At 70.8% G+C, this 12,296-nt stretch carries 8 protein-coding genes; all 8 read right to left on the bottom strand.

Features of this window, described 5'->3' with window-relative positions; all coding sequences use genetic code 11:
- Positions 1-105: 105 nt before the first annotated feature.
- The 8 genes from ET471_RS18180 to dnaA all read right to left on the bottom strand — a co-directional run bounded on the left by ET471_RS18180 (position 106) and on the right by dnaA (position 11,986).
- Positions 106-921: a DUF3566 domain-containing protein gene (locus ET471_RS18180; protein ID WP_207207334.1), complete on the bottom strand. Its 816-nt coding sequence runs from the start codon at positions 919-921 to the stop codon at positions 106-108.
- Positions 922-928: 7 nt separating this feature from the next.
- The gene (gyrA, locus tag ET471_RS05335) at positions 929-3,544 is read right to left on the bottom strand and encodes a DNA gyrase subunit A (protein ID WP_129186938.1); all 2,616 of its coding nucleotides are present in this window, start codon (positions 3,542-3,544) and stop codon (positions 929-931) included.
- Between the two features lie 35 nt (positions 3,545-3,579).
- The gene (gene gyrB, locus ET471_RS05330) at positions 3,580-5,616 is read right to left on the bottom strand and encodes a DNA topoisomerase (ATP-hydrolyzing) subunit B (protein ID WP_129186937.1); all 2,037 of its coding nucleotides are present in this window, start codon (positions 5,614-5,616) and stop codon (positions 3,580-3,582) included.
- 316 nt (positions 5,617-5,932) lie between these two features.
- On the bottom strand, positions 5,933-6,442 hold the full coding sequence (locus ET471_RS05325; protein WP_129186936.1) for a DciA family protein: 510 nt from the start codon (positions 6,440-6,442) through the stop codon (positions 5,933-5,935).
- 25 nt (positions 6,443-6,467) lie between these two features.
- Complete coding sequence (gene recF / locus ET471_RS05320; protein ID WP_129186935.1) at positions 6,468-7,751, bottom strand: DNA replication/repair protein RecF; 1,284 nt, start codon at positions 7,749-7,751, stop codon at positions 6,468-6,470.
- A gap of 70 nt (positions 7,752-7,821) precedes the next feature.
- Positions 7,822-8,715 carry a phosphogluconate dehydrogenase (NAD(+)-dependent, decarboxylating) gene (gene gnd, locus ET471_RS05315; protein ID WP_129186934.1) on the bottom strand — a complete coding sequence of 298 codons (894 nt, stop codon included), beginning with the start codon at positions 8,713-8,715 and terminating at the stop codon, positions 7,822-7,824.
- A gap of 147 nt (positions 8,716-8,862) precedes the next feature.
- On the bottom strand, positions 8,863-9,996 hold the full coding sequence (gene dnaN / locus ET471_RS05310) for a DNA polymerase III subunit beta (RefSeq protein WP_129186933.1): 1,134 nt from the start codon (positions 9,994-9,996) through the stop codon (positions 8,863-8,865).
- A gap of 580 nt (positions 9,997-10,576) precedes the next feature.
- Positions 10,577-11,986, bottom strand: a complete 1,410-nt coding sequence (gene dnaA, locus ET471_RS05305) for a chromosomal replication initiator protein DnaA (protein ID WP_129186932.1) — start codon at positions 11,984-11,986, stop codon at positions 10,577-10,579.
- Positions 11,987-12,296: the final 310 nt, after the last annotated feature.

The following is a 12,296-nucleotide window of genomic DNA, read 5'->3' as shown; positions in this document are numbered from 1 at the left end:
TCGCCCGCGTCCCGTGGGGCGCGTGCAGCACGAAACGTTACCGTAGCGACCGCCCATCGCCAAAACGGCGGAGCGTGACGTGCGCCGCGGTGCGGTCGGTGCGCGTCAGTCGTCGGTCAGGGTCACGTGCACGCCGCCCACGAGCGCGGCGGTGATGTTGTACAGGATCGCCATGATCGTCGCGATCGCGGTCATCAGGACGATGTTCACGATGGCCACGAGCGTCGCGAGCGACACCACGCGGTCGAACGCCACGAAGTCCTCCAGGTTGACGGCCGTGTTCTGCCCGACGACCTGGTTGATGAACTGCTGGATCTTGTCGAACGTGCCGAGCCCGTCGACGACGAACCAGAACACGGCGGCCGCGACCACCGTCATGATCGCGATGGCCACCGCGAGCAGGAACGCGAGCTTCATGACCGACCAGGGGTCGATCCGCGAGACGGTCAGCCGCACGCGGCGCGGGCCGCCGAGACCGGAGGGCTGCGCGGGACGCGCCGGCGCGGGCTGCGTCGGACCGCCGGGCGCGCCGGGGCCACCCGCCGTCGGCGGGGGCACCGGCCGGCCGTCGACCGTGAACCGCACGCCCCCGGCCGTGTAGTGCATGTCCTGCCGGGGCGTGGCCCCGGTCGGCGGCTTGGTGCCGGACGCCGCGGGCGGCACCGACGGGGGAGCGGCCGGTGCGTCGTGCCCGTCCTCCGGGTCCGCCGTCGCGACGGCCTGGACGCGCTTGGCGGCGTCGCGGGCGGCCGCGAGGGCGGCGCGAGCCGCCTTGACCGCGCTGGTGCGGACGCCGTCGCCGGCGTCAGCCTCCTCGGTGGGAGGAGGCGGGACGCTGTCCTGAGGGGTGGCCGCGGGCGGCGGAGGCACGGGCGGCACCGAGCTCGGGGCGCTCTTCTTGGTGTCGTTCTCCGTCGTCATCGTTCCCTCACTTCTCGGCGGCGTCGCTGGCCTCGGCGTCACTGGCCTCGGGGCCGGGGACCGTTCCGTCCACGCTAGCCGACTCGTCGTCGTCACGTCGCTCGACGTTCCGCGCGACGGCGATGATGCGATCACCCTTGTCGGGCTTGGCGAACGTGACTCCCTGGGTGGTGCGGCCCGTGGCCCGGACCTCGGCCACCGCGGAGCGCACGATCTTGCCGCGCTCCATGATGACCAGCACCTCGTCATCCTCGTCTACCACGAGAGCGCCGACCAGGTCGCCCCGGTCCTCCGGAAGGTTCGCCACGCGGATGCCGAGACCGCCACGGCCCTGCTGCCGGTAGTTGTCCACGGACAGCTCCGTGCGCTTGGCGAGGCCGGACTCGGTCACCGTGAAGAGGAAGGCGTCCTCGCGCACGACGGCAGCGGTGAGCACCTCGTCGCCCTCGCGGAACTTCATGCCCGTCACGCCCGACGTCGCACGCCCGAGCGCGCGGATGCTCTCGTCGTTCGCGGGGAAGCGGATCGACTGGCCCTTGCGCGACACCAGGATGATGTCGTTGTCCGAGTCGACCAGCATCGCGCCGATGAGCTCGTCCGGGCTGCCGTCCTCGTCCTCGCGCAGGTTGATGGCGATGAGGCCGGCCGAGCGCGGCGAGTTGTACTCCTGCAGCCTGGTCTTCTTCACGAGGCCGCGACGCGTCGCGAGCACGAGGTACTCGGCGGCGTCGTAGTCGCGCAGGTCGAGCACCTGCGCGATGGTCTCGCCCGGCTGGAACGCCAGCATGTTCGCGACGTGCTGGCCCTTCGAGTCGCGCGCGCCCTCGGGCAGCTCGTAGCCCTTGGCGCGGTACACGCGGCCGAAGTTCGTGAAGAACAGCAGCCAGTGGTGCGTCGTCGTGACGAAGAAGTGGTCGACGATGTCGTCCTCGCGCAGCTGCGTGCCGCGCACGCCCTTGCCGCCGCGCTTCTGCTGGCGGTAGGCGTCCGACCGGGTCCGCTTGGCGTACCCGCCGCGCGTGATCGTGACGACGACCTCCTCCTCAGGGATGAGGTCCTCCATCGACATGTCGCCGTCGTACGGGAGGATGTGCGTCCGGCGCTCGTCGCCGTACTTCTCGACGATGCCGTCGAGCTCCTCGCCCACGATGGCGCGCTGCCGCTCCGGCTTCGCCAGGACGTCGCGCAGGTCGGCGATCTCCGTCTCGATCTCGTCGTGCTCGTCGATGATCTTCTGCCGCTCGAGGGCCGCGAGGCGGCGTAGCTGCAGGTTGAGGATCGCGTTCGCCTGGTCCAGGTCGACGTCCAGCAGCGCGATCAGGCCGGCGCGCGCCTCCTCGACGTCGGGGGAGCGGCGGATGAGCGCGATGACCTCGTCGAGCACGTCGAGGGCCTTGAGGTAGCCGCGCAGGATGTGGATGCGCTTCTCGGCGTCGGCAAGCAGGTACTCGGTGCGACGACGGATGACGTCGATCTGGTGCGTCGTCCAGTGGCGGATGAACGCGTCGAGGCTCAGCGTGCGCGGCACGCCGTCGACGAGCGCGAGCATGTTGGCGCCGAAGTTGTCCTGGAGCTGCGTGTGCTTGTAGAGGTTGTTCAGCACCACCTTGGCGACGGCGTCGCGCTTGAGCACGATGACGAGGCGCTGGCCCGTGCGGCCCGAGGTCTCGTCGCGGATGTCCGCGATGCCCTGGAGGCGGCCCTCGTTGACGAGGTCGGCGATCTTGGCCGACAGGTTGTCGGGGTTGACCTGGTACGGCAGCTCGGTGACCACGAGGCAGATCCGGTTCTGGATCTCCTCGACGTTGACCACGGCGCGCATCGTGATCGAGCCGCGGCCGGTGCGGTACGCCTCCTCGATGCCCTTGGTGCCGAGGATCTGCGCGCCCGTGGGGAAGTCCGGGCCCTTGATGCGCTGCATGAGCGCCGCGAGGAGCTCCTCGCGCGACGCCTCCGGGTGGGCCAGGTGCCAGCGGGCGCCCTCGGCGACCTCGCGCAGGTTGTGCGGCGGGATGTTCGTGGCCATGCCGACGGCGATGCCCGCCGAGCCGTTGACCAGCAGGTTCGGGAACCGCGCCGGCAGGACGACGGGCTCCTGCTCCTCGCCGTCGTAGTTGTCCTGGAAGTCGACGGTGTTCTTGTCGATGTCCCGGACCATCTCCATGGCGATGGGGGCCATGCGGCACTCGGTGTACCGGGGGGCGGCGGCGGGGTCGTTGCCGGGGCTGCCGAAGTTGCCCTGGCCGGCCACCAGCGGGTAGCGCAGCGACCAGTCCTGCACCAGGCGCACCAGGGTGTCGTAGATGGCCGAGTCGCCGTGCGGGTGGTACTTGCCCATGACGTCGCCGACGACGCGGGCACACTTGCTGAACCCGCGGTCGGGGCGGTAGCCGCCGTCGTACATCGCATAGATGACGCGGCGGTGCACGGGCTTGAGGCCGTCGCGGATGTCCGGGAGCGCGCGGCCCACGATGACGCTCATCGCGTAGTCGAGGTAGCTGCGCTGCATCTCGAGGTTGAGGTCGACCTGCTCGATACGGCCGTGGTGCACGGCGTCGCCGCGCAGGGGCAGGGCGTTGTCGTCCGGCGTCATGTCAGACATGCCAGGTGTCTCGTCCGTCATCTCTTCGTGTGTCCCTTCCTGTTCTCCGACATCGATCAGATGTCGAGGAACCGGACGTCCTTGGCGTTGCGCTGGATGAAGCTGCGGCGGGACTCGACGTCCTCGCCCATGAGCATGGAGAACACCTCGTCGGCCGCGGCGGCGTCGTCCATGGTGACCTGCCGCAGGGTGCGGTGGTCAGGGTCCATGGTGGTCTCCCAGAGCTCCTGGTAGTCCATCTCGCCGAGACCCTTGTACCGCTGGATGCCCTTGTCCTTGGGCATCCGCTTGCCGGCGGCGAGGCCCTCGCGCACGAACGCGTCGCGCTCCTTGTCGGAGTACACGTAGTCGTGCGGGGCGTTCGACCACTTGAGCCGGAACAGCGGCGGCATGGCCAGGTACACGTGGCCCTGCTCGATGAGCGGGCGCATGTAGCGGAACAGCAGCGTGAGCAGCAGCGTGGCGATGTGCTGGCCGTCGACGTCGGCGTCGGCCATGAGGATCACCTTGTGGTACCGCAGCTTGGAGGCGTCGAAGTCCTCGCCGATGCCGGTGCCGAACGCGGTGATGAGGCTCTGGACCTCCTGGTTCGACAGCGCCTTGTCGAGACGGGCGCGCTCGACGTTGAGGATCTTCCCTCGGATCGGCAGGATCGCCTGGTTGTGCGGGTTGCGTCCGCGCACCGCGGAGCCGCCGGCGGAGTCGCCCTCGACGATGTAGATCTCGCACTCTTCGGGGCGGTTCGACTGGCAGTCCTTGAGCTTGCCGGGCATGCCGCCGCTGCTCAGGAGGCCCTTGCGACGGGTCGCCTCGCGCGCCTTGCGGGCCGCGAGCCGGGCCTGCGAGGCCTGGATGGCCTTGCGGATGACGTCGCGCGCCTCGTTCGGGTGGGAGTCGAACCAGTCGGTGAGCTGCTCGCGCACCACGCGCTGCACGAACGTCTTCGCCTCGGTGTTGCCGAGCTTCGTCTTGGTCTGGCCCTCGAACTGCGGCTCGCCGAGCTTGACGGAGATGACGGCGGTCAGGCCCTCGCGGATGTCGTCGCCCGTGAGGTTGTCCTCCTTCTCCTTGAGGATGCCCTTGTCGCGCGCGTAGCTGTTGACCAGCGTGGTCATCGCCGCGCGGAAGCCCTCCTCGTGCGTGCCGCCCTCGGTGGTCGAGATGGTGTTCGCGTACGTGTGCACGGACTCGCTGTAGGCGCTCGTCCACTGCATCGCGATCTCGAGCGAGATCTTGCGCTCGGTGTCCTCCGCCTCGAAGTCGATGACCTCCGGGTGGATGAGCTCCACGCGCTTGCCCGCGTTGAGGTGCTTCACGTAGTCGGTGAGGCCGCCGTCGTACCGGTACGTCACGGTGCGGACGGGGGGGTCGTCGTCGTGGTCGCCGACGACGACGCCGTCCGCGTCGGGCGCCTCGGGCTCGCCGACGATCTCGTCCTCGACGACGACGTGGCGGGCGCGCTCGTCGGTGAGCGTGATCGACAGGCCCTTGTTGAGGAAAGCCATCTGCTGGAAGCGGGCGCGCAGCGTCTCGAAGTCGAACTCGGTGGTCTCGAAGATCGCCGGGTCGGCCCAGAAGGTCTGGGTGGTGCCGGTCTCCTCGGTGGGCTCGAGGCGCTGGAGCTCCCCGACCGGGTGGCCGCCGCCGCCGAACTCCATGCGCCAGCGGTAGCCGTCGCGCGCGATCTCGCTGACCACGCGCGTGGACAGGGCGTTGACGACGGAGATGCCGACGCCGTGGAGGCCGCCCGAGACGGCGTACCCGCCGCCGCCGAACTTGCCGCCCGCGTGGAGGATCGTCATGACGACCTCGACCGTGGGCTTGCCCTCGGTGGGGTGGACGGCGACGGGGATGCCGCGGCCGTTGTCGACGACGCGGACGCCGCCGTCGGCGAGGAGCGTCACGTCGATGGTGTCGGCGTAGCCGGCGAGGGCCTCGTCGACCGAGTTGTCGACCACCTCGTAGACGAGGTGGTGCAGGCCGCGCTCGCCGGTGGAGCCGATGTACATGCCCGGGCGCTTGCGGACGGCCTCGAGACCTTCCAGGACGGTGATGTTCCCGGCGTCGTATCCGCCGTCGTTCCGATTCGCCACAGGCCGGTTCGCTCCTCGCAGTCCGTCCGCACCGGTGTCGGTGCGCGCTTGCCCGGGGCGGGCCGCACCAGGCGCAGCACGAGCCGGGATGCGCGGGTCGCGCAAGAGCGGGGAGCTGGTCCGGAGGGGCCCGGGAAACCCCGGGACAACCCTTCCAGTCTACCTTCTCGCGGCCAAAAACCTGGGATCACGGCGCCTTTGGCCTGGGCGGGAGCACCCCGTGTCCACAGAGTTCTCCACACCTGCGGACAGTCGCCCACAGGCCTGTGGACGGCAGGTGCCCGGCCCGCCGTCGCGTGAGCGACCGTGGGTTCCGTCAGCCCCAGGTGTCGCGGGGACCACGGCCGCCGCGGACCGAGCGGGGACCACGGCCGAAGCCCGGCCCCGCCGGGCCCAGCACCTTGACGTCGTCGACGACGCCGTCGCCGATCTCCTCCGCGAGCCGCCGCAGGAGCGTGGGCGCGAGCAGCCGGACCTGCGTGGCCCACGCGGTCGAGCTCGCGCGCACGACGAGCACCTTGTCCTCGAAGGTCTCGGGCGTGCAGTGCTCGGCGATGTCGTCGCCCACGACGTCGCGCCAGCGGCCGATGACGCCGCCGACCGACACCTCCTCGCGCCACCCCTTGTCGCGCAGCAGGCGCCCGACGACGTCGGACAGCAGCTGCGGGTCGCGGGCCGAGGGACCCGAACCCGAGGTGCGCGGCTCGGCGAGCGGGGAGCGCCGGGCGGGCGACCCGGGGCGCAGGCCCCTCGCCCGCGCGGCGGCCTTCGCCCGGTTGAGCGCGGCGCGCGCCACCTCGGCCGGGGGGACGTCGGCCTTGTCCACAGGCTGCGGATCGGGGCGGTCGCGGTCAGGACGCACGGGTCACCTGCCCGGTCGCGACCTCGAACCTCGTCGCCAGGAGGTCCGGCGGCACGTCGTCGGGGACGGCCGCCGTGATGAGCACCTGCCGGGCCGGGGCGACGAGCTCGGCCAGGCGCTGCCGCCGTCGGACGTCGAGCTCGGCGAAGACGTCGTCGAGGATGAGGACGGGGTCGGCGTCGGGACCGAACTCCTCGTTCCAGAACCGTCCCGGCAGCGGCGCGACGTCGGGCACGGGCTCGCCGGCGTCGCCGTCCACCGTCGGGGCGTGCCCGCCGAGCAGGTGGTAGGACGCGAGGCGCAGCGCCAGGGCGTAGGACCACGACTCGCCGTGGCTCGCGTACCCCTTGGCAGGCAGACCCCCCAGGGTCAGCACGAGGTCGTCGCGGTGCGGGCCGACGAGGCTCACGCCGCGGTCCACCTCCTGGCTCCGCGCGGCCGCCATGCCGGCCAGCAGGAGCTTCTCGAGCTCGACGGCCGACGCCGGCGGGACGGCCGGGTCTTCGGGGAGCACGCCACCGGCCTCGGACGGGCCGGAGGAGAACCCTCCGTCGTCGGGCGCGAGCGTGTCGAGGCTCGACCGGTAGCCGAGCTCCGCGTGCCCGTCCGCGTCGCTGACCTGGGCGTACGCCGCTGCGACGTGCGGGCGGAGCGCCTGGACGACCTGGAGGCGCATACCGAGGATCTGCGCCCCGAGCTGGGCGGCCTTGGCGTCCCAGACCTCGAGCGTCGTGAGGTCGGCCGTCCGGCCCGCGGCCCGCGTGCCGCGGAGCGACTTCAGCAGCGCGGAGCGCTGCCGGATCACCCGCTCGTAGTCGCTCAGCAGACCCGCAGCCCGGGGGAGGAGCTGGACCACGAGCTGGTCGAGCAGCCTGCGGCGGCCGTCGGGGTCGCCCTTGACGAGAGCCAGGTCCTCCGGGGCGAACAGGACGGTGCGCAGGATGCCGAGCACGTCGCGGGCCCGGCCGAGCTGACCGCGGTTGATCCGCGCCCGGTTCGCGCGGCCGGGCGTGATCTCGAGCTCGACCGTCGACGCACGGTCGCCGCGCACGATCCGGGTCCGCACGACGGCGCGCTCCGCGCCGGCGCGGACCAGGGGGGCGTCGTTGGCGACGCGGTGCGAGCCGAGGGTGGCGACGTAGCCGATCGCCTCGACGAGGTTCGTCTTTCCCTGGCCGTTGCGTCCCACGAACGCGGTGGGCCCCGGCTCGAGCTCGACGTCGACGGCCGCGTAGGAGCGGAAGTCGAGGAGCGAGAGGTGGGAGACGTACATGGAACCTGCTATCCGGTGGTGGAGCCTGTGGACACCGTGGTGGTGTCCACAGGCTCCACCACCGGGGAGGTCACTCCGCGGCCTTGACCGCGTGGCCGCCGAACTGCTGGCGCAGGGCCGCGACCGCCTTCATCGCGGGCGACGCCTCCTGACGGGAGGCGAAGCGGGCGAACAGGGCGGCCGAGATGACGGGGAGCGGGACGGCAGCCGCGATGGCCTCGTCGACCGTCCAGCGGCCCTCGCCCGAGTCCTCGACCCAGTCGTCGAGCTTCGCGAGCTTCGGGTCGTCCTCGAGGGCGCGGACCATGAGGTCGAGCAGCCAGGACCGCACGACCGTGCCGCGCTGCCACGCCTTGAACGTGCCGTGGACGTCGGTGATCAGGCCCTTCGCGGCGAGCAGCTCGTAGCCCTCGGCGTACGCCTGCATGAGGCCGTACTCGATGCCGTTGTGCACCATCTTGGCGAAGTGCCCGGCGCCGACGGGGCCGGCGTGCACGAAGCCCTCCTCGCGCGGGCCCTCGGGGCGCAGCGCGTCGAACACCGGCATGAGCGTCGCGATGTCGTCGTCCGAGCCGCCCGCCATGAGGCCGTAGCCGTTCTCGAGGCCCCACACGCCGCCCGAGACGCCGACGTCGACGTAGCCGATGCCGTTCTCCGCGAGCTCGGCGGCCCGCTCCTGGTCCTCGACGTAGTGCGAGTTGCCGCCCTCGATGACGATGTCGCCGGTGGTCAGCACCTTCTTCAGCTCGGCGAGGACGCCGCGCGTCGGCTCCCCGGCGGGGACCATGACCCAGACGACGCGCTTGCCGGCGGGCAGCGCCTCCACCAGCGCCGCGAGCGTCGGGACGTCGGTCACCTCGGGCCGCGGGTCGTAGCCCGTGACCTCGATGCCGCCCTGGCGCAGACGGGCTCGCATGTTCGCGCCCATCTTCCCGAGACCGACCAGACCGATGTGGCTGACCATGCTTGTGCTCCTTGCGTGACGTCGTGACGTCCGTCGTATGGCGGACGGTTCGTGGAACCGGCCCGACGGTGCCCTTGTTCCGGGGCCCCTGCTCCGGGCGGGTACCGGTCGACGCGTGCGGCGAGCGTCGTGACCGCCCGCCGTGCGTCAGCCGGCGAAGCGGATGGGGACCAGGAGATACCGGTAGTCGGACGAGTCCTCGCCGTCCAGCGACTCCTGGCCCGTGAACTCGACGGGCTTGTTCGGGTGGGTGAACGACAGCCGCGTGAAGTCGGTGCCGAGCGCGGAGAGCCCGTCGAGCAGGAACTGCGGGTTGAACGCGACGGTGATGTCCTCGCCCACCAGCACGGCCTCGAGCGCCTCGGAGGCCTGCGCGTCGTCGCCCTGACCGGCGTCGAGGACGACCTGGCCCTCGGTGAACGCGAGCCGGATCGGCGTGTTGCGCTCGGCGACGAGCGAGACGCGCTTGGCGGCGTCGATGAGCGCCTGGGTGGGGACGACGGCGTGGATCGGCGTCGAGTCGGGGAACAGGCGGCGGACGGCGGGGTAGTCGCCGTCGACCAGCTGCGACGTCGTGTGGCGGCCGCCGGCCTCGAAGCCGATGAGGTCCAGGCCCGCGCCGGTGGACAGGCCGATGTTGACGAAGCCGCCGCCCGCGCCGAGCGACTTCGCGACGTCGGTGAGCGTCTTGGCCTTGACGAGCGCGACGGCGGAGAAGCCCGGCGTGGCGGGGGTCCAGGTGAGCTCGCGCAGCGCGAGGCGGTAGCGGTCGGTGGAGAGCAGCGTGATGCGCTCGCCCTCGATCTCCATGCGCACGCCCGTGAGCAGCGGCAGCGTCTCGTCCCGGCTCGCGGCCACGGACACCTGCGCGACGGCGAGCGTCAGCGCGTCACCGGAGACGGTGCCGGACAGCTCGGGCATCTGCGGGAGCGTCGGGTAGTCCTCGACGGGCATCGTGAGCAGCGTGAAGCGCGAGGCGCCGCACGTCACGACCACCTTGGTGCCGTCGAGCACGACGTCCACCGGCTTGTGGGGGAGCGCCCGCGCGATGTCGGCGAGCAGTCGGCCCGAGACGAGCACCGTGCCGGGCTCGGAGACCTCGGCGGGGATCTCGGAGCGGGCCGAGACCTCGTAGTCGAAGCTCGAGAGGCTGATGACACCCGTCGCGTCCGCCTCGATGCGGACACCGGCGAGCACCGGTGCCGGTGGGCGGGTGGGCAGGGTGCGTGCAGTCCAGGTGACGGCATCTGCCAGGACGTCGCGGTCGACCCGGAACTTCATCCCACTCCCTCGCTCGTTCCTTGTGGTTACTCGAACCCTACGCGAGTCACAGCCCTGGCGGCACCCGAGTGGCCCGGGTGTGCATCACGTGGTCTCGCCGGGGATCCGCGCAGGTCATGCCACGGCGTGCCGAGGGTGGTCGAGGCGGTCGGCACGCGCGGTCGGTCGGCCTGATGAAGGCGCGGTGGATTTCTTCTTCTGAGTCAGACGTCATCGTCATCGGTGTTGTGGAACTTGTTGAAATCGCGTGTCTGCGCAGGTCAGGACACATTCTTGGGTGTGGATGCCCTGGGGGTCCGGCTGTGGGTGACCTAGGGGACGGTGTGGACGGCGTGGTCGTCCCCCCACAGCCGTCCACCGGCGGGCCCCGACCGGTCCACAACTAGGTGCCCTGTCGTCCACACCCGTCCACAGGCTTGTGCACAGTTGTGCATGGCAGGGATGGCCGGCCGAGGCCGACCTGTCCACACAGTTGTCCACACCTGTGGGTGGAATGTGTACGGACCGGACCGGGCTCCTGACGACAGAAGGCCGTCGTCGTCGGACGTTGGTTCCTGACGACGACGGCCTTCGGGGGTCGCTATCCCCGGTGCTGCTGCCGGATGCGGCTCGTGAGCTCGGTGACCTGGTTGTACGTCGACCGGCGCTCGGCCATCTGGCCGGCGATCTTCTTGTTGGCGTGCATGACCGTGGTGTGGTCGCGGCCGCCGAACTGCTGACCGATCTTCGGCAGGGACAGGTCCGTCAGCTCGCGGCAGAGGTACATCGCGATCTGTCGCGCCGTGACAAGGACGCGGGAGCGGGAGCTGCCGCACAGGTCCTCGATGCTCAGGCCGAAGTAGGCGGCGGTCTGCGCGATGACGACGGCCGGCGTCACCTCGGCCGGGTCGTCGTCGATGATCAGGTCGCGCAGCACGATCTCGGCGAGCGGCAGGTCCACCTGCTGGCGGTTGAGGTTCGCGAACGCCGTCACGCGGATCAGGGCGCCCTCGAGCTCGCGGATGTTGGTGGAGATGCGCGAGCCGATGTAGCTCAGCACGTCCTGGGGGACGTCGAGCTTGTCGCTCGCCGCCTTCTTCCGCAGGATCGCGATGCGGGTCTCGAGGTCCGGCGGCTGGACGTCGGTGATCAGGCCCCACTCGAACCGGGACCGCAGCCGGTCCTCGAACCCGTTGAGCTGTTTGGGCGGGACGTCGGACGTGATGACGACCTGCTTGTTGGCGTTGTGGAGCGCGTTGAAGGTGTGGAAGAACTCCTCCATCGTCTGTTCCTTGCCCTGCAGGAACTGGATGTCGTCGATGAGGAGGACGTCGACGTCGCGGTAGCGGCGCTGGAACGCGCCGGCCTTGCCCTCGCCGATGCTGTTGATGAAGTCGTTCGTGAACTCCTCGGAGTTCACGTAGCGCACGCGCACGTGCGGGTAGAGGTTGTGCGCGTAGTGCCCGATGGCGTGCAGCAGGTGCGTCTTGCCCAGGCCGGAGTCGCCGTAGATGAACAGCGGGTTGTAGGCCTTCGCGGGTGCCTCGGCGACGGCGACGGCTGCGGCGTGGGCGAACCGGTTGGACGCGCCGATGACGAACGTCTCGAAGACGTAGCGCGGGTTGAGGCGGGTCGGCTCGGCGGCCGTCGGCTTCGGCGTCGGCTGGGGGAGCGGCGGGGCCGGCGTGTCGACGTCGTCGTCGACCGGCTCCGTGTAGTCCTGCGCGGGCCCCGCGAGCGACTCGGCGCTGATCTCCGGGTCCACCGTGATGCCGAACCGCACGTCGTAGCCGATGACGGACGAGAGGGCGGAGATGAGCTGGTCGCGGACGCTCGTCTCGAGGTAGGTGCGGGTCTGCTCGTGCGGGACGGCGATGAAGGCGGTCCCGTTGAGGATCGCCATCGGCTTGGCCAGGCGGACGAACGCGAGCTGCCGCGCCGTCATGTCCGGACGTGCCTCGAGCACCTCGAGCGTCTGGGCCCAGACCCGGCTGATGTCCTCGTCCGCCACGCGGGCACTCCTTCGGTCGGTTTCGTCCACTTGGCTCACCCGGCTGCGCACGGCAGTCTCGACTTGCGCACGAGCGGTGAGAACTGGGAGTGTGTCACGCCGCGCGCCCCCTCACATCCTGTCTGTCCACAAAGTTCTCCACACCCTGTGGAATCTGTGGATCCGGGTGTGGAACATCACTCACCTGACCGCGCCGGCGCGGATGTGGTGAGCGTCTCCCCGTCCGCAGACCTCGCGGTTTGACCGCCAGGGGTGCCCCCGCGTAGCGTTGGACAGCCGTACCCGGGTGTTTTCGCGCGCCATCGCGCCG

Source organism: Xylanimonas protaetiae, from assembly GCF_004135385.1.
In the GTDB taxonomy this organism is placed as follows: Bacteria; Actinomycetota; Actinomycetes; order Actinomycetales; family Cellulomonadaceae; genus Xylanimonas; species Xylanimonas protaetiae.
Note: the sequence above shows the minus strand (reverse complement) of the source record. Positions and strands in the feature narration are given on the sequence as shown.